Source organism: Methylobacterium sp. D54C, from assembly GCF_053345595.1.
Genome location: NZ_JBKFAK010000006.1, coordinates 226346 through 242773, shown reverse-complemented (window position 1 = coordinate 242773; position 16428 = coordinate 226346). Strand labels below are relative to the sequence as shown.

Annotated in this window: 16 protein-coding genes; 4 read left to right on the top strand and 12 right to left on the bottom strand. The window is 71.2% G+C overall.

Going from position 1 to position 16428, the window contains the following annotated elements:
* Positions 1 to 15: 15 nt before the first annotated feature.
* On the bottom strand, positions 16 to 282 hold the full coding sequence (locus tag ACLBYB_RS15935) for a GNAT family N-acetyltransferase (RefSeq protein WP_020094422.1): 267 nt from the start codon (positions 280 to 282) through the stop codon (positions 16 to 18).
* A gap of 1279 nt (positions 283 to 1561) precedes the next feature.
* Between ACLBYB_RS15935 and ACLBYB_RS15930 the strand changes: the two genes are divergently transcribed.
* Positions 1562 to 1810, top strand: a complete 249-nt coding sequence (locus tag ACLBYB_RS15930; protein WP_447699356.1) for a DUF6894 family protein — start codon at positions 1562 to 1564, stop codon at positions 1808 to 1810.
* A gap of 88 nt (positions 1811 to 1898) precedes the next feature.
* Here ACLBYB_RS15930 and ACLBYB_RS15925 read toward each other — a convergent pair whose 3' ends face one another.
* The 6 genes from ACLBYB_RS15925 to ACLBYB_RS15900 all read right to left on the bottom strand — a co-directional run bounded on the left by ACLBYB_RS15925 (position 1899) and on the right by ACLBYB_RS15900 (position 8756).
* On the bottom strand, positions 1899 to 2963 hold the full coding sequence (locus tag ACLBYB_RS15925) for a HoxN/HupN/NixA family nickel/cobalt transporter (protein ID WP_091981621.1): 1065 nt from the start codon (positions 2961 to 2963) through the stop codon (positions 1899 to 1901).
* Positions 2964 to 3149: 186 nt separating this feature from the next.
* Positions 3150 to 5267, bottom strand: coding sequence for a TonB-dependent siderophore receptor (locus tag ACLBYB_RS15920; RefSeq protein ID WP_234083185.1), 2118 nt, complete (start codon positions 5265 to 5267; stop codon positions 3150 to 3152).
* A 548-nt stretch (positions 5268 to 5815) separates the two neighbouring features.
* The gene (locus ACLBYB_RS15915) at positions 5816 to 6352 is read right to left on the bottom strand and encodes a c-type cytochrome (RefSeq protein ID WP_447699379.1); all 537 of its coding nucleotides are present in this window, start codon (positions 6350 to 6352) and stop codon (positions 5816 to 5818) included.
* Positions 6345 to 7589 carry a sulfite dehydrogenase gene (gene soxC, locus ACLBYB_RS15910; RefSeq protein ID WP_020094428.1) on the bottom strand — a complete coding sequence of 415 codons (1245 nt, stop codon included), beginning with the start codon at positions 7587 to 7589 and terminating at the stop codon, positions 6345 to 6347. Before soxC ends, ACLBYB_RS15915 begins: the two co-directional genes overlap by 8 nt.
* Before the next feature lie 47 nt (positions 7590 to 7636).
* Complete coding sequence (locus tag ACLBYB_RS15905) at positions 7637 to 7900, bottom strand: tautomerase family protein (protein WP_447694016.1); 264 nt, start codon at positions 7898 to 7900, stop codon at positions 7637 to 7639.
* An 85-nt stretch (positions 7901 to 7985) separates the two neighbouring features.
* Positions 7986 to 8756: an SDR family oxidoreductase gene (locus ACLBYB_RS15900; RefSeq protein ID WP_447699355.1), complete on the bottom strand. Its 771-nt coding sequence runs from the start codon at positions 8754 to 8756 to the stop codon at positions 7986 to 7988.
* A gap of 101 nt (positions 8757 to 8857) precedes the next feature.
* Between ACLBYB_RS15900 and ACLBYB_RS15895 the strand changes: the two genes are divergently transcribed.
* From ACLBYB_RS15895 to ACLBYB_RS15885, 3 genes are all read left to right on the top strand, one after another.
* Positions 8858 to 9307, top strand: coding sequence for a winged helix-turn-helix transcriptional regulator (locus ACLBYB_RS15895; RefSeq protein WP_020094431.1), 450 nt, complete (start codon positions 8858 to 8860; stop codon positions 9305 to 9307).
* Positions 9308 to 9506: 199 nt separating this feature from the next.
* Entirely contained in the window at positions 9507 to 10853 is a 1347-nt protein-coding gene (locus ACLBYB_RS15890; RefSeq protein WP_132368761.1) for an MFS transporter, read from the top strand.
* A gap of 325 nt (positions 10854 to 11178) precedes the next feature.
* Complete coding sequence (locus tag ACLBYB_RS15885) at positions 11179 to 12318, top strand: hypothetical protein (protein WP_447699354.1); 1140 nt, start codon at positions 11179 to 11181, stop codon at positions 12316 to 12318.
* Between the two features lie 74 nt (positions 12319 to 12392).
* Here ACLBYB_RS15885 and ACLBYB_RS15880 read toward each other — a convergent pair whose 3' ends face one another.
* Genes ACLBYB_RS15880 through ACLBYB_RS15860 form a run of 5 tightly spaced genes read right to left on the bottom strand, consistent with a single transcriptional unit; the run spans position 12393 to position 16411 of the window.
* Positions 12393 to 12869 carry an SRPBCC family protein gene (locus tag ACLBYB_RS15880; protein ID WP_091981639.1) on the bottom strand — a complete coding sequence of 159 codons (477 nt, stop codon included), beginning with the start codon at positions 12867 to 12869 and terminating at the stop codon, positions 12393 to 12395.
* 47 nt (positions 12870 to 12916) lie between these two features.
* Entirely contained in the window at positions 12917 to 13669 is a 753-nt protein-coding gene (locus tag ACLBYB_RS15875) for an ABC transporter ATP-binding protein (RefSeq protein WP_100251662.1), read from the bottom strand.
* Positions 13666 to 14481: an ABC transporter ATP-binding protein gene (locus ACLBYB_RS15870; protein WP_447699353.1), complete on the bottom strand. Its 816-nt coding sequence runs from the start codon at positions 14479 to 14481 to the stop codon at positions 13666 to 13668. Before ACLBYB_RS15870 ends, ACLBYB_RS15875 begins: the two co-directional genes overlap by 4 nt.
* Complete coding sequence (locus tag ACLBYB_RS15865; protein WP_447699352.1) at positions 14475 to 15515, bottom strand: branched-chain amino acid ABC transporter permease; 1041 nt, start codon at positions 15513 to 15515, stop codon at positions 14475 to 14477. The genes ACLBYB_RS15870 and ACLBYB_RS15865 overlap by 7 nt, the downstream gene beginning before the upstream one ends.
* Positions 15512 to 16411, bottom strand: a complete 900-nt coding sequence (locus ACLBYB_RS15860; RefSeq protein ID WP_447699351.1) for a branched-chain amino acid ABC transporter permease — start codon at positions 16409 to 16411, stop codon at positions 15512 to 15514. Before ACLBYB_RS15860 ends, ACLBYB_RS15865 begins: the two co-directional genes overlap by 4 nt.
* Positions 16412 to 16428 lie beyond the last annotated feature (17 nt).

Here is a 16428-nt window from a genome sequence, read left to right as displayed (position 1 = left end):
GGCCCGGTCGCGGCCTCACGCGAGCAGGTCGCGATGCGTCCGATGCCCGCGCAGCCACGCCCGGGCGTAGCCGCACAGGGGCACGATCCGATCGCCCTCGGCGCGCGCGTGCGCCGCGACGCCTTCCATGAGCCGGCCGGCCGCCCCGGTGCCGCGCAGGACCGGCGGCGCGTAGACGTGGCTGATGACGAGCTGGCCGGGCTCCCGCCGATAGGTCGCGAAGACGACGTCACCGCCGACCTGAAGCTCGAAGCGGCCTCGCTCGACATTGTCGCGCAGCATCTCGGTCCTCCTCATCCCCCGGCTTTGCGCGGCTCCGATCGGGAAGCACCGCGTCGAACCCGGCGCTCTGCGGGATCCCCGCGCCGCCACGGACGGCCTCCTGGAGGCCCGCGCTCCCGCGACGGTTATATGGGGCGCGTGTCCTCGTCGCGGACGCGGGTCAGGACCGACGCGTCGGCATCGCCGCCGACGACGTGGACATGGCGCGCGAGCGCCGCAGCACGACGAGGCCCGCCGGAGGACGCGGCCGGCACGGCGGTCCGCTCCGCGCGGCGCGGATTAAGCGCGGCCCGCGATCGTCTAACTCTGGACATCCCGAGACCACCTGGACCGCCCGGCTCACGCCGCGGCGGTCATTTCGTGCCGTCATCGTCGGCGGACCGACCCCTCCGGCCCTCCGAGCCGCTCTCAGCGCGGCCCGCCGCGCCGTGTCGGACCGATCTGCGGGCTCCCCGCTGGGAGGCCTATCCACGTCGGCGTCCCACAGCTCAGGCGCGATCCGGGCGGTTTGCCCGCCGATGCGCGCGCGCCCGGACCGCCATCGGATATTTCGGCACGTCGACCCGCAGTATTCAATAAGAAAAACATAACATCATGAGCTCACCCTCGATATTTTGCGATATTCCGGAACTCAGACAGCTTTCTGTGCTTGCCCAATGGTAGTTTTCGGGAGAACATCATGACCCCAATCCGGATCTTCGTCCTCGTCTCGTCGCTCCTTCTCGGGACAGCCGGCGCGGCAACGGCACAGGGCGCCGCCGGAGGATCGACGTCCGGCCCAGCGCCGTCCGGGTCGGGCGGGCAGCGGATGCAGCACGGCGATCAGATGAAGGGCGGAGAGAGGGGCGGGGGCTCGGGCAACACCGGCGTTCCGGGCGCCTCGCCGGCCGACGACGGAAACAAGACGCAGGATTCCCGTACCACGAAGACGAGAGACCGCTGAGAGACCGCGGGTCCGCGACCGCCCGTCCGGAGGCACGGGCCCGGCCGGAACGGCCGGAGCGGTCCCGTCACGCCGCGCACGCCGTCGCGCGGCGCTCTCACTTCCGATCCGCAGCCCCGCGCGACGTGTCCGTTCGGGGACGCGATCCGGCGACGCGACGGCACGGCCGCCCGCGCCGGAAGGCCCGGAACGGATAGCCGGCCGGGCCCGGTCGACGCCCGCTCATCCGAGGGCGTCGGCCGCGGTCACCGGCGCGGATCGGGCGCCGCGCGCCGAGAACCGGCGTTTCTGATCCCGGTTAGCTTTCGTGAGGGGAAGCCAGTCACGGAGGCGTGGGTGCCGCGCAATTTCTTCGATATCCACGACGGTCAGTTGCAACGTGACGAGGACGGGACCGAGTGCGCCGATTTCGACGCTGCGCGCAGAGAAGCGATGATCTCCCTCCCGGACGTCGCGCCATGGGAGATCCCGAGCGACGGGGACAGGCAAACCTACACGGTGGTCGTCCGGGATGCGGCCGGCGCCCCGATCTACACGGCGACGCTGACGTTCACCGGCCTGAGGCTGAGCGAGGCGGACGGGTAGGTTCAGCCCGCCGCGCGCATCCGGCGCGCTCCGACATCGGCCCAACTCACCGGCGCCGGACGTCCCGCGTGGACACGGCCGACGCCGGTCAGGGGATGTCGGCCGGCTTGACGTCGATCCGGTCGAACCGGCCGAGGCGGTAGATGAGGAACGACAGGAGCCACGCCGCCGCGAACAGGCCGACGATGCCGAAGCCGAGCACGCCGAAATGGTCGTTGATCGCGGCGATCCGCTCCCAGAGCCAGCCCTGGAGGTTGAGCTTGTCCGCCAGGAGGTTCAGCGCCTCCAGCGTGCCGACCACCAGCGCGACCACCACCGACACCAGGGTGATGGTGAGATTGTAGAACAGCTTGCGCATGGGCTGGACATAGGCCCAGCTGTAGGCGCCGAGCATCAGCACGCCGTCGGTCGCGTCGACCAGCGTCATGCCGGCGGTGAACAGCGCCGGGAAGACCAGGATCGTCCAGAGATCGATGCCCTGGCTCGCCTGGGCGGCCGAGAGCCCGAACAGGCTCACTTCCGTGGCGGTATCGAAGCCGAGCGCGAAGAGCAGGCCCAGCGGGTACATGTGCCAGGAGCGCGTCACGAGGCGGAACAGCGGCCGCAGGATCCGGGCGAGGACGCCCTGGTTGGCGAGCAGCATGTCGAGGTCGGCCTCGACGTAGCGGCCGGTGCGCCGCACCTGCCGGAACGCGCGCCAGACCCCCGCGAGGACGACGAGATTGACCAGGCCGATGAGGATCAGGAAGGCGGCCGAGACGCCTGTGCCGATCAGGCCGCCGAGTTCCCGGTAGCCTTCCGAGGCCGTGATCAGGCTGGTGGCGGCCAGCGCCACCGCGGCCGCGGCCACCACCACGACGGTGGAATGGCCGAGGGCGAACCAGAAGCCGACCGAGACCGGCCGCTGGCCCGCCTGCATCAGCTTGCGCGTGACGTTGTCGATGGCGGCGATGTGGTCGGGGTCGACCGCGTGGCGCAGCCCGAAGACGTAGGCCAGCAGCGCGGTCGAGAGCAGGGCCGGCTGCCCCGCGAACAGGCTGTAGGCCCAGGACCAGGCGGCGACGTTGGCCGCGATCAGGACGAGGTAGAGCAGAACGATGCGGCGCCGCACGACGCGGGGCGCCGTGCCATCGGACGGGACGATCGCTTCCATCAAAGCCTTACCCACCCGAATACCGTCCCCTCGGCCCCGTTGCCCGGGCCTGTCGCGTCGCTGCTGCCGTGCAGCACGGAATCCGACATAGCGCAGAAGCGGCCGGCCTGCGGAGTCCCGCAGGCGCGTCCTCTCGCCGGCGCGACGACCCCGGCGGCTGCCTGGACGGGGGCCGCGGGCCCGCCATCAGAACCGCACCGTCACCGAGCCCGTGATCCGCCGGGGCGAGCCCGGATAGACCCGGAACACGTTCAGCGAACTCTCGTAGTACGCGGTGTCGAAGATGTTCTCGACGTTGAGCGCGATCCGGGCATTGTCGAAGCGGTAGTAGGCGAGCGCGTCGACCGCGACGTAGGCCGGCAGGGTGAAGCCGGAGCCGGCCGCGTCGCCGGCGCGCGCGCCCACGCCCCGCACGCCGCCGCCGATGCCGAAGCCGCGCCACGCCCCCTCCGGCTCGTAGACCGCGAGGAGGCTGCCGGAATGGCGCGGCACGTTGATGAGAGGGGCTCCGACCGGGAGCACGTTGTCCTTGGTCACCCGGGCGTCGGCGTAGACGTAGCCGGCCAGGAGCTTCAGCTCCGGCGTGATCTGCCCCTGGGCCGTCAGCTCGAACCCCTGGCTGCGGACGGCCCCGGCGGCGAGGGAGAAGCCGGTATTGGCGGGATCGGGCGTGAGCACGTTCTCCCGCTCCACCCGGAAGGCGGCGGCGGTGAGGAGCAGGCTGCCGCCGAACAGCTCGGACTTGGCGCCGACCTCGTAGCCGAGGCCGGTCTCGGGCGGCAGGGCCGTGCCGCGGGTCACGGCGGCGGCGTCCGGGCCGATGTTCGGCCGGAAGCTCGTGCCGACGTTGGTGTAGAGGGCGAGTTCCGGGATCGGCCGATAGACGAGGCCCGCCCGGGGCGACGCGGCGACCCGCGACTGGTCGACCTGACTGCGGACGGCGCGCTCGCGGAAGCTCTGCTCGAAGATGTCGAGGCGCACACCGACGAGCGCCCGCCATTCGGGGCTCAGGACGATCTCGTCCTGCGCGTAGAGGCCGGTGTTGGTGATCCGCTCCAGGTTGTTGCGCGGGATGGTGATCGGCGGCAGCGCCTGCCCGTAGACCGGGGCGTAGATGTCCAGGGCGAACGGGCTCGTGCGGAAGTTCGAGCGGAAGTACTGCGTGCGGCTGTCGGTGCTCTCCCGGTCCATGCCGAGAAGAAGCGTGTGGCCGATGCCGGCGGTATCGAAGCGCCCGACGAGGTCGGCCTGCCCGACGGCCACGTCCCAGCGGTAGTCGCGCACGTTGCGGTCGCGCGAGACCGTGCGGTTGTCGGCAGCGATGGCGCGGATCTCCGCCGACTCGCCCGCGAGATCGCCCGTGTTGAAGTAGGTCGCGAGGCGAAGCTGCCAGTTCTCGTCGAAGCGGTGGTCGACGCGGACCTGCAGCGTGTTGTTGTTCTGATAGGTGCTCTGCCCGGGCTCGCCAAGGAAGCGGGAGACGGGTAGGAACCCGAGTTGCCGGTTCAGCGCGATGACGCCCCGGTCGAAGACGATCCGGTTCTTCACGAACTCGGTCTCGACCGTGATCCGCGTGTCCGGGGTGACCTGCCAGCTCACCACGGGCGCGACGAGGAGCCGGTCGCTGTCCACGAAGTCGCGGAAGCTGCCCGCACCCTGGGCGGCGAGGTTGAAGCGGTAGAGCACCGTGCCGTCAGCGCTCAGCGCACCGCCGGCATCGATCGTGCCCCGGGTCAGGCCGAACGAGTCGACCTGATTGCCGAACTCGACGAACCGCTCGGCGGTCGGCTGCTTGGTGATCAGATTGACGAGCCCGCCGGGGTCGCTGCGCCCGAACAGGGCCGCTCCCGGCCCCTTGAGCACCTCGATGCGCTCGATGTTCTGGGCGTCCGGCGGCGGCGGCGTCCCGCGATTGAGGGGGAAGCCGTTCTTGTAGATCTCGGAGGTGGTCACGCCGCGGATGGCGTAGCTGAAGATCGACAGGCCGCCGAAATTGTTCTGGCGGGCGACGCCGGGCAGGTAGTCGAAGACCCGGTCGACGCGGGTGGCGGCGATGTCGGTGATCGTCTCGCGCGGCGCCACCGACACGGCCACGGGCACGTCGATCTGCGGTGTGGCCGTGCGCGTCGCGCTGACCGCCGCGCCGGCGCCGTAGCCCGGTGTCGGACCGATCAGGCCGATGCTGCCGCGCCCGGACGCCGTCGTGCGGGCGGCACCCTCGCCGACATGCTCGACCGACAGTTCCTCCAGGGTCACGCTCTCCTGCGCGCGGACCTCCCCGACCGGCACGCCGGCGGACAGCATGGCCGCCAGGGCCAGGCGCGGGCTGCCGCGCCGCGCCCCGGCAGGGCGGCCGCATCCCCGGCGCGGCCTGGAACTCTCGCGGAACGACAATCGTCCAGAACTCGCCACCACACACTCGCTGCTGCCGGCGCGCGGCCACGCGGAGGCGGGCGGCGTCACGCCCGGACGGGCGGCACCGCGCGCTCCGCTGGGGCACCGCGCCCGAGGAACGTCGTCGCGCCGAAGGCCGCCTCCCGTGACGCGCGTCATCGCCGCCGCCGGACCGTCCCGGTGCGCGGCACCGGCGGCCGCGGGGAACGGGCGCGCCCAGTCGACAGGTGCGGGGCAGATCCGGACGCACCGCGCAGCGCGCACCGGATTACCACGCCGGCTCCGGGCCGTGCCCGGATAACCTTGGCAGGAAAATACTTGCCGCGGCGACCGGCCGGGTCAACGCCCCGGCAACCGAATGTAATAATGTTGCGACGACAGTGGCGGAACGGCCACAGCACCGTGGCGCCTTGGCGGCGGGCGGGGCCGGGACGGCGCCGTCGGGTATGCCGCTCCCGTCAGGGTCTCACATCCGGCCTGGGATCCGGCACGAACCCGTCGCGGTTCGGCATGCGGACGGCGGCCAGGGTGGCGGCATCGAGCACGGCGCTCTCCGGGACGAGCCCGTTCAGGTACAGGACGTAGCCCGAGACCGCGTAGACGTCGTCGGCGCTGAGCGATTGCGGGGCGTTCATCGGCATCGCCCGCCGGATGTAGTCGAACAAAGTCGGCGCGTAGGGCCAGAAGCTGCCGACGGTCTTGAGCGGTTTCGCCGAGGCGAGCGTGCCCTGGCCGCCGGCCAGCCGCTCGCCGGTCCCGCCCTCGCCCCGGCTGCCGTGACACGAGGCGCATTGGGTCTCGAAGACCTCTCGGCCGTGGGCGACGCTGCCGTGTCCGGGCGGCAGCTTCCGGCCGTCCCGGTCGACGTCGATGTTCCAGGCGGCGATCTCGGCCTCCGTGGCCAGACGCCCGATCCCGAGGCGCTCCGTCGCCCGTGCCGGTCCGGCGCAGGCGAGCACCAGGGCGATCCCCGCGGCGGCGCGGGCTTCACGCATAGCCATTGGCCACCTCGCCGTCCGCGGCGATGCGCCAGGGCACGACCGCGTTGTTGTGGTAGAAGGATTTGAGGCCGCGCACCGCCGTCAGCGCCTCGAAGCCCGGCTGCACGTAGCCGGTCTCGTCGATCGCCCGGCTCGCGATGGTCGTGGGCGTCCCGTCCCAGCGCCAGGGCAGGCGGAACCGCGTCAGCGCCCGGTTGAGCACCGGCTCCTGCAAGGCGGCGTCGCGCCAGCTCCCGCCCCCGTCGGTCGAGACCTGCACGCCGCGGATCCGCCCGCGCCCGCTCCAGGCGAGGCCGGTGATCTCGTGGAAACCGGGGGCGATCCGCTGCGTGCCCGAGGGCCGCGTGATGATCGACTTGGCCTCCATCACGAAGGTGAATTGCCGCGCCGTGCCGTCCGGCATCAGGTCGGTGTACTTCGACGTCTCCTCGCGGGAATAGGCCGGCTCCGCCGTGACGTTGAGCCGGCGCAGCCACTTCACGCTCATGTTGCCCTCGTAGCCGGGCAGCAGCACCCGGAGCGGGTAGCCCTGCTGGGGGCGCAGCCGCTCGCCGTTCTGGCTGTAGACCAGCAGGGCGTCGTCGAGGCACTTCGCGATCGGGATGCTGCGGGTCAGCGCGGCGGCGTCCGCGCCCTCGGCCACGACCCACCGCGCGTCCGGCTTGAGCCCGGCCTCCGCCAGGACCGTCGCGAGGCGCACGCCGGTCCATTCGGCGCAGCTGACGAGGCCGACGAGGTCCGACGCCGTCTTGCCCTTGATCGCCTCGAAGCCCGGGTTGCCCGAGCATTCGAGGAAGTAGATGTGCGACTCCGACGGGAAGCGGCGGATGTCGTCCATCGTCAGGATGAGCGGCGTCTCGACGAGTCCGTGGATCATCAGCCGGTGCTGGGCGGGATCGATGTCCGGAATGCCGCCGTGGTGACGCTCGTAGAACAGGCCGTTGGGCGTCAGGATGCCGTCGAGATCCTGCAGCGGCGTGCGGCTCGACGCCGAGATGTACTGCTTCAGACCCTTCGGGACGTTGCGGATGACGCCCTCCTCGAAGCGCGAGGGCCGGCCGTAGGTCTGGCTGCCGACATCGGCGCCCGGGACCTTCATCCATTCGGGAACGGCCGGAGGCGCCGCCTCGTCCGATCGGGCCGGCCCGCCCGCGAGGACGGCCGCGGCCGCCGCCGCGCCTTGTGCGAGGAAGCGGCGCCGCGCCGGCGGCGATTCGTCGTCCTGGCTCATCGCATGGCACTCCGCCTCGCCCCGCCCGCCGGGGCAGGCCCAGAGTCTCACGCAACGGCGCTCCCTCCTAGTCCCGTCGGAACGGGGCCCGTCTCGTGGTGCGCCCGCAGGCGTCGCAGGGCCTCGAGATCGAAGACCTCGTCCGCGCGCCCGTAGCCGCCATCCACGACCTCGTCGACCAGGACCATGGTGTGCGGGCGCGCGGCCTCCCCGAAGAAGGAGACCAGCAGATCCGTCGTGCGGTGGATCAGATCCGCCTTCTGCGGACCGGTCATCATGCCCTGCGGGATCTTGAAATTGGCGAACGGCATCGATCGTCTCCGGGCTGAACTGATGAAACACGGGTCGCGCCCGCGCGCGGCGACGCGGATCTCCTCGCGGATCTCCGCGCGCACCTCATTCCTGCGCCGCGCGGGCCGCGCGAGCGGCCTCGTTCAGGGTCGCGACGGCCGCGTCGAAGCGGTGCTCGGCCTCGGCGTTGCGCTGGAAGGCGACGCGCTGCACCAGGATCTCGGTCGGCGTCGGCTGTTGCTGGAACAGGGCCATCACCTCGTCGATGAAGTCGGCCAGCGGCAGGTAGCCCGCGCGGGTGGCCTGGCCGGGCGTGAGATCTGTCTGGACCGCCGGCGGCACCAGCTCGATCACCTCGACACGGCCCTTGAGGACCTTGCGCAGCGAGACCGTGTAGCTGTGGATCGCCGCCTTCGTCGCCGAGTAGGTCGGTGTCGTCGTAAGGGGCACGAAGGCCAGCCCGGACGACACGTTGATCAGCGCCGCGTCCGGCCGTGTGACCAGATGCGCGACGAGGGCATCCGTCAGACGGATCGGGCCGAGCAGGTTGGTGGTGATCGTCGCCTCCGCGTCGGAGAGGTCGCGCGCCTGATCCAGCGCCTCGAAGCGCATGATGCCGGCGTTGTTGATCACCACGTTCAGGGCCGGGTGCTCGGCCGTGACGCGCCGGGCGAACGCCGCGATGTCTCCGGCATCCGCGATGTCGAGGGGCATCGCGTGCAGGCCCGGGCGGCCGGCCGTGACCCGTTCCAGGGCCTCCACGCGGCGACCGGCGACGATGACGGTGTTGCCCAGATCGTGGAAGCGATGGGCGAGCGCGGCTCCGATCCCGGACCCGCCGCCCGTGATGAGGATCGTGTTGCCGGAGGTTTTCATGATGGCGACCCCGTTGTTGTCGCCGCAGAGAGTATGGGTGACACTCTCCGCCCTGAAGTAGGCACCGAAAAGATTTGTACGCACCGAAAGGAGAGTGTCGAATGCGCAGGGCTGCCCCCGACCCCGCGATCGAGGCGAAGCGGCGCGGGCCACCCCCGCAGGACGTCGATCCGGCGATCGAGGCCCTGGTGAACGACATCATCGGCCAAGTGGCCGACAAGTGGACCATGCTGATCCTCGAGGCGCTGGAGGAGCACGGCACCCTCCGGTTCACGCAGCTCGGCCGGGCCGTGGGCCGGATCAGCCAGAAGATGCTGACGCAGACCGTCCGCCAGATGGAGCGGGACGGTCTCGTCCGGCGGACGGTGCACCCGGTGATCCCGCCGCGCGTGGACTACACGCTGACGCCGCTGGGCCGGAGCCTGGGCGCCGCGTTCTGCGGCGTGTGGATCTGGGCCGAGACGCACCACGCCGAGATCGAGCGGGCCCGGCGGGCGTTCGCAGCGGCGGCCGAAGCTCCGGATCTTCCCGCCGACGCCGAGGCACCGTGAGGACGGAAGGCTTCCCGATCGCGGTCTGGCCGCGGAGGACGGAGGGGCGTGCGGCCCTGGCGGGCTCGCCCGCGCGAGGCTGCCCCGCGCCTATTAACTGTCGAGCGGAAGAGCGATGTCGTCCTTCTCCAATGGTCTCGCCAAGCTTGGCGTTTCAGTCTAGCGTCTAGACTGAATTCGGCGGCAAGGCGGGCGCATCATGCAATCCACCCCTCCGTACGGTGAGCCGCCGCTCCCGATCAGTTCCGACGCGATCGCCGACGGCCCGAAGGTCCCCGGCGCGGCGCGGCGCCGCTCCGTGGTCGCGGGCGCCATCGGCAACACGCTCGAATGGTACGATTTCGCCACCTACGGGTACTTCAGTGCCGTCATCGGCCGGAACTTCTTCCCGTCCGACAGCCCCACGACGTCGCTGCTCTCGGCCTTCGCGGTGTTCGCCGCCGCCTTCTTCATGCGCCCGATCGGCGGCATCGTGTTCGGCCACATCGGCGACCGCTACGGCCGGAAGACGGCACTCCTGCTGTCGGCGGGCCTCATGGCCGTCTCGACCTTCCTGATGGGCTGCCTGCCCACCTACGCGTCGGCCGGACTCCTCGCGCCCGTCCTGCTCGTGGTGCTGCGGCTCGGCCAGGGTCTCTCCGTCGGCGGCGAGTACACCTCCTCGGCCATCTTCCTGTCCGAGACCGCAGCACCGGCGCGCCGCGGCCTGACCGGCAGCCTCGCCTGCATCGGGGCCGCCGGGGGGATCCTGCTCGGCTCCATTGCCGGGACGCTCGTCACCGGCCTGCTCACGCCGGAGGACGTGCACCAGTGGGGCTGGCGGCTGCCGTTCCTCTTCGGGATCGTGCTCGGCGTCTTCATCTTCGCTCTGCGTCGCCATATCGACGACGATCACGTCGAGACCGTGTTTCGCGAAGATCGGGCACCGACGGACCAGCGCTCACCGCTGCGCACGGCCGTCGAGATCGACGGCTCCGCCATGCTGCGCGCCTTCGCGATGAATCTCGGCCTGGCGTGCGGCTTCTACGTGGTGTTCGTCTACCTCGTGACGTTCATGCACACCGTGTCGGGCCTCCCGCAACACACGGCGTTTCTCATCAACTCCCTCGCCATGGTGGTTCAAGCCGTGTGCATCCCGATCGCCGGAGCCCTGTCCGACCGCTTCGGGCGCAAGCGTGTTCTGGTCCTGACCGGGGCGGGCCTGACAATCCTGTCGTGGCCGCTCTTCATGCTGCTGACCACCGGCGACACGCTTCTGATCGTCCTGAGCCAGGTCGCGTTCGCGATCCTGATCGCCGGCAACGCCGCCGTCGTGCCGACGGCGTTCGTCGAGATGTTCCAGCACCGCTCGCGCTGCACGGCCCTGGCAATCAGCTTCAACGCCTCGATGGCGCTGGTCGGGGGCACCGCCCCGATGGCCGCGACGTGGATCGTCCACCACCTGGCCTGGCCCACGGGGCCGGGCCTCTACGTCGCCGTGCTGTCGGCCATCTCGCTCGCCGCAGTCCTCACGATGCGCGATCGGACCGGAGAATCGCTCGCGTGAGAGGATCGGCGCGCGGGGGGCGACACGCGGAGGCCGAAGTCACGTTGCGGCTCTCACAGAGCCGACGCCCCCCATCGGTCGTCGCTCGTCTCGACGGCGCCGGGCGTCCGATCGGCGGCGATCCGGGCGGCGCGGTCAATAGGTCACCCTCACTAGTGGAAGCCGAGAGCGGCTCAGCTAAAATCGACTGAGGGAGACAGAAGAGAGCCTGTCCAGCAATGATCAGGTGAGCACTGCGGAGATCTCTTCTTACCCGACGCGATCATCGTCATGACCGGCAGACGGGCATCGGCGCTCCCGAGGGACCTGGAGCATGGGATTCGACGTGACACGACCTCTCTGGCGCTCAGTTTCATCCCGCCTCGTCGTCGTGTCCTTCTCAGTCCTGATGATCGCGCCGGCGGCCCAGGCGGCCAGCACTCTGGAGGCGGCTCTCCGCGCGGTGCCGGACTCCGTCCTGGCGACGCCTGACCCGATGCCGATCGTCTTCATGGACGTCCAGGCGCTGTCCCGGGCCGCCGGCGGTGCGCTGAGCGACGCCGGCCTGCGGCGCATGGCCTTCGCGCAGAGCATCCGCCCGCTGAACGCCCTCAGCTACGGCGGCGCGCAGACATGGACCGAGAAGGCCGGCATCCCGTTCGAGGACATCTCGTATTTCGCGGCCTTCGGCCAGCCTCCGGCGCGCGTGAGTTACTGGGGTCTGGCGACGAAGGCGGCAGCCGACACTCTGGTCGCCAAGCTGAAGGACAGGAACTTCCGGCCGGTCTCGACCGCGCCGCGCATTCTCGCCAACGGTGAGCCGCGCGCCCTGAATCTCAGGGCCCGGCAGCCGACCGATCCCTGGTCCGGCCCGATGGGCGAGACCAGCGCGATCCTGGCGATCGATCGCGTCATCGCGCAGGCGTCCGCGGCCGCGGATCTGGAGACACGCGTCGGGGTCGGTCGGAGCGCGGCGGATCACGAGGCGGTCGCCACAGCGCTGACGGGTCTGGCCGCCGCGGATGAGCGCGACCCGGGCGCGATCCTTCAAGCGGCCGTCGTGACGCCGCTGATGGGGATCACCCCCGACGATCCTGCCGCCCTCCTGTCGGCGACGACCGATCTGGCCGCGCAGAGGAAGGCGATCGCGGATCAGCGCGAGCGCGGACGGGACGGCGTCCCGGCTTATGCCGGCGGTATCGTGGCGGACTATCAAGGCAAGAACGGACCGGCCCTGCTCGTATCCCTTGCCTATCCCGATTGCCGGACGGCCGACAGGGCCGTCTCCGCGCTGAAGGCGCGTTGGCGAGCCGGCATGGCCCCTGCGGCCTCCGTCGACGGCCGCTCGGTCGAGAGCCCGCAGCGCGGCTGTGCCGCCGTCCTCCGCGTCGATCGTGCCGCGGGTGCGAACACCCCGTTCGGAGAGTTCCTCGGGACCTCCCTGCAGCGCGGCTTCAATGTCCTGCAGATCGGATCGCAGCGATGACCGATCTCCGACGCGCCGGACCGGCGCGACCGTCCCGGCCGGCGCGGTCGAGGCGCGGTCGAGGCGCGGTTTTCCTAGGCCTCGGCCGCCCTGGGCGCGGCCGGGTCGCCGGTCGCTCCGAGTTCGGCGGCGAACTTGCCGAAGAACTCGTCGGCGAGCTTGCGCGCGGTCGCCTGCATGAGCCGGCCGCCCAGCGTCGCGATCTTGCCGCCGACCTCGGCCTTGGCGGTGTAGGTCAGGAGCGTCTCGCCGCCCTCCGCCGCGAGGCTGACGGCGGCGCGGCCCTTGGCGAAGCCCGCCATGCCGCCGTTGCCCTGGCCGACGAGGCTGTAGCCCTCGGGGGGGCGCAAGTCCTCGAGGCGGACCGTGCCCGCGAAGGTCGCCGAGACCGGCCCGACCTTGAGGGCGACCTTGGCCGTCATCTCCTCCGGGGAGGCCTGCACCAGCTCCTTGCAGCCGGGGATGCAGCGGGCCAGCACCTCCGGATCGTTCAGCGCCGCCCAGACGGCCTCCCGCGCGACCGGGATCCGATACGCGCCAGCGATGTCCATCCTGGTCTCCTCCTGACACTGCGCCGCCCACCGGCCGGTGCGGGCGCTCAGACCGCGCAGTAGCGCGCCTGGATCTCGGGATCGTCTCGCAGCGCGGCCGCGGGGGCGTGGTAGACGACGGCGCCGCCGTCGACGATGTAGACGCGGTCGGACACGTCGAGGGCGAGCTCGACGTTCTGCTCCACGAGCAGGATCGTGGTGCCGGCCCGCTTCATCGCGACGAACTGCGCGAACATCTCCTCGACCAGGATCGGCATGATCCCCTCCGAGGGCTCGTCGAGGAGCACCATCACGGGCTCGGCCATGAGCGCCCGGGCGATGGCGAGCATCTGCTGCTCGCCACCCGACATCGTGACCGCCTCCTGCTTCAGGCGCTGCTTCAGCCGCGGGAAGGTCTCGGCGATGACCTCGATCCGCCGCGCCTCGTCGCGGCGCGTCGCGCGCGCGCCCCGTCCTGCCCCCCTGGCGGCCAGGATGCCGAGGCGCAGGTTCTCCTCCACGGTCAGCCCCGGCACGATGCGCCGCTCCTCCGGCACGTAGGCGAGGCCCTGGTGGAAGCGCTCGTGGGGCGGCCGGTGGAGGATGTCGGCGCCCGCGAAGGTCACGCGCCCCTCGCGCTTCGCCACGAGGCCCATGATCGCCTTCAGCGTGGTGGTCTTGCCGGCGCCGTTGCGGCCGACCAGCGTGACGATCTCGCCGGGGCGCACCTCCAGCGAGAGGCCCTGCAGGATGTGGGAGTGGCCGTACCACGCCCGCAGGTCCTCGACCGCCAGGAGCGGCTGCGTGACGGCGGCGCTCATGCGGTCGTGCCCGTGATCTTGCCCGCCGTGTTGCCCAGGTAGACGCGGCGCACCTCCGGATGCGCCCGGATGTCGTCGGGGCTGCCCTCGGCCAGGAGCTGGCCCTGGTGGAGGACGACGAGGCGCCGGCACAGGCCCATGACGAGCTTCATCTTGTGCTCGACGAGGATCAGCGTCCGGGTCTCGGCGAGGCGCTGCACGAGGTCCATCATCTCGCGCGTCTCCTCGGGGCTCATCCCGGCGGTCGGCTCGTCGAGGAGGAGGAGGCTCGGCTCGGCGGCCAGCGCCACCGCGATCTCCAGGGCCCGCTGCTCGCCGTGGGCGAGTTCGCGCGCGAGGCGGTCCATCCGGGCGCCGAGCCCGACCTCGCCGAGGAGTTCCTCGGCCCGCTCCGCCAGCTCGGGATAGGCCGCGCGGTCCCGGAAGAACGCGAAGCGGACCCGCCGGGCCTGGGCGGCCACCCGCACGTTCTCGCGCACCGTGAGGTGCGGGAAGACGTTGGTGATCTGGAACGACTTGGCGATGCCCATCCGGGCGAAGGCGTGCGGGGCCGCCCCGGTGATGTCGCGCCCGCGGAACAGCACGCGGCCCTCGCTCGGCGGGAAGGCGCCCGAGATCAGGTTGAAGAAGGTCGACTTGCCCGCCCCGTTCGGCCCGATGATCGCCGTGATGCCGCCCTCCGGGAACGCGACCGTCACGTCCGACAGGGCGCGGAAATGCCCGAACCGCTTGCCGAGCCCCTCCGTGGCGAGGATCGGCGGCGCCGTACTCGGCGCCTTGGCCGGCGCGGCGACCGGGGCGGCGCTCACCATCCGGCCCTCCTCAGGCGCGCCAGCACCTCGCCCCAGATGCCGAGCGGCAGGAACAGCACGAAGGCGATGAAGACGGCGCCGACGAAGAGCTGCCAGTGGCTCGTCACGGTGGCGAGCCCGTCCTGCAGGAGCGCGAAGGTCGCGACGCCGACGAAGGGCCCGAAGAAGGTCCCCATTCCGCCGAGCAGCGCCATCATCACGGCCTGGCCGGAGGTCGAATAGTGCATCGTCTCGATCGGCACGATCGAGAGGTGGATCGCCTGGAGACCGCCCGCGAGGCCGCACAGGGCCCCGGAGATCACGAAGGCCGCGAGCTTCATGCGGCGCACGTCGTAGCCGCAGGCCTGCGCCCGGCCCTCGTTCTCGCGGATCGCCTCGAGGGCGGCCCCGAAGGGCGACGACAGGAGGCGCGAGAACAGCCAGACCGCGACGCCGACCACCGCCAGCGCGACGTAGTACTTCACCACCGGGTCGAGGAGGTTGAGGCTGAAGCCCGGCAGGGTCAGCGTCGGCACGTTGATGCCGCGCAGACCGTTCTCGCCGCCGGTGAAGGCCTCCGCCTGGTAGAAGGCGTAGTAGACGCACATCGACAGCGCCAGGGTCGTCATCGCGAAGTAGATGCCGCGGGTGCGGATCGCCAGCACGCCCATGACGGCGGCGATGAGTGTCGCGAGCAGCGTGCCGGCGACGAGGGCCAGGGCCGGGTGCAGCCCGTAATGGACGATGGCGATGCCGCAGCCGTAGGCGCCGCCACCCAGGAAGGCGGCGTGGCCGAAGGACAGGAGCCCGGTATAGCCGAACAGCAGGTTGAACCCGAGGGCGTAGAGCCCGAGCACCAGGATGTTCACGGCAAGGGCCTGGTAGGGCGCGATCCAGGGAAACACGAGGAGGAAGGCGAGCGTCAGGGCGACGCGGTGCCGGCCGCACCACGCCAGCCGGCGCCCGGCCCGGCCGGAGCCCGGCCGGGCCGCCGGCAAGGTAGCCGGAAGGGAGCCTCCCTTCGTGACGGCGGAGGCGGGGGCGCGGGCGCTCATCCGAGGGCTCCGGCCCGGCCGAGGAGGCCCCGGGGGCGCACGAGCAGCACCAGGGCCATGAGGGCGAAGATCGCCATCTTGGTCATGTCGGGGGCGACGAGCGACGTCATCGCCACCACGATCCCGACGATCAGCCCGGCGAGCACGGCCCCGGCCAGCGAGCCCATGCCGCCGACCACCGTGACCACGAAGGCCTCGGCGAGCACCGGGACCCCCATCTCGGGCGTGACGCCCTGCAGCGGCGCGGCGAGGATGCCGGCGAGCCCGGCGAGCGCGCAGCCCAGGGCGAAGACCGCGAGCCAGACCTTGGTGATCTCGATGCCGAGCACCTGCACGATCTGCGGGTCGCGGGCGCCGGCCCGGATCACGAGGCCGAAGGGCGTGCGCTCGATGAACAGCCACAGGGCGCCCACCACCGCCAGCGCGAACCCGATCAGGAACAGGCGGTAGAGGGGGAAGTAGCCGATGCCGATGTCGACCGCGCCGCGCAGCTCGGGCGGCGCGCCGAAGGGCAGGCCGGTCAGCCCGAAGGCGATGCGCACGCTCTCGACCATCACGTACGACAGGCCGAAGGTGAGGAGCAGCGGGTCGTCGATGCCGCGCCCGTAGAGGGGGCGCACGAGCACGCGCTCCACGGCGAGCCCGAGGAGCCCCATCGCCAGCGGCGCCGCGACGAGACTCAGCCAGAAGCTGCCGGTGTAGCCGTACAGGAAGACGCCGACATAGGCGCCGACCATGAAGAACGCGCCGTGGGCGAAGTTGACGACGTTCATCAGCCCGAAGATCAGCGACAGGCCGATGCCGACGAGCACGTAGATCGCCCCCAGCGCGATGCCGGTCACGAGCTGGAGGGCGAGGAGATCGAGGGGGAAGCCGCCGATCGTGATGTCGCTCAAGGCCGCGCCCTCCCGCG

What these genes read in the sequence shown, in the direction of transcription:
- ACLBYB_RS15900 (WP_447699355.1), bottom strand. Translation starts at nt 8,756, where the DNA reads ATGAAAACCTCCGGCAACACGATCCTCATCACGGGCGGCGGGTCCGGG.
- ACLBYB_RS15925 (WP_091981621.1), bottom strand. Translation starts at nt 2,963, where the DNA reads ATGGAAGCGATCGTCCCGTCCGATGGCACGGCGCCCCGCGTCGTGCGG.
- ACLBYB_RS15895 (WP_020094431.1), top strand. Translation starts at nt 8,858, where the DNA reads ATGCGCAGGGCTGCCCCCGACCCCGCGATCGAGGCGAAGCGGCGCGGG.
- ACLBYB_RS15935 (WP_020094422.1), bottom strand. Translation starts at nt 282, where the DNA reads ATGCTGCGCGACAATGTCGAGCGAGGCCGCTTCGAGCTTCAGGTCGGC.
- ACLBYB_RS15920 (WP_234083185.1), bottom strand. Translation starts at nt 5,267, where the DNA reads ATGCTGTCCGCCGGCGTGCCGGTCGGGGAGGTCCGCGCGCAGGAGAGC.
- ACLBYB_RS15875 (WP_100251662.1), bottom strand. Translation starts at nt 13,669, where the DNA reads ATGAGCGCCGCCGTCACGCAGCCGCTCCTGGCGGTCGAGGACCTGCGG.
- ACLBYB_RS15890 (WP_132368761.1), top strand. Translation starts at nt 9,507, where the DNA reads ATGCAATCCACCCCTCCGTACGGTGAGCCGCCGCTCCCGATCAGTTCC.
- ACLBYB_RS15870 (WP_447699353.1), bottom strand. Translation starts at nt 14,481, where the DNA reads ATGGTGAGCGCCGCCCCGGTCGCCGCGCCGGCCAAGGCGCCGAGTACG.
- ACLBYB_RS15905 (WP_447694016.1), bottom strand. Translation starts at nt 7,900, where the DNA reads ATGCCGTTCGCCAATTTCAAGATCCCGCAGGGCATGATGACCGGTCCG.
- ACLBYB_RS15865 (WP_447699352.1), bottom strand. Translation starts at nt 15,515, where the DNA reads ATGAGCGCCCGCGCCCCCGCCTCCGCCGTCACGAAGGGAGGCTCCCTT.
- ACLBYB_RS15915 (WP_447699379.1), bottom strand. Translation starts at nt 6,352, where the DNA reads ATGCGTGAAGCCCGCGCCGCCGCGGGGATCGCCCTGGTGCTCGCCTGC.
- ACLBYB_RS15880 (WP_091981639.1), bottom strand. Translation starts at nt 12,869, where the DNA reads ATGGACATCGCTGGCGCGTATCGGATCCCGGTCGCGCGGGAGGCCGTC.
- soxC (WP_020094428.1), bottom strand. Translation starts at nt 7,589, where the DNA reads ATGAGCCAGGACGACGAATCGCCGCCGGCGCGGCGCCGCTTCCTCGCA.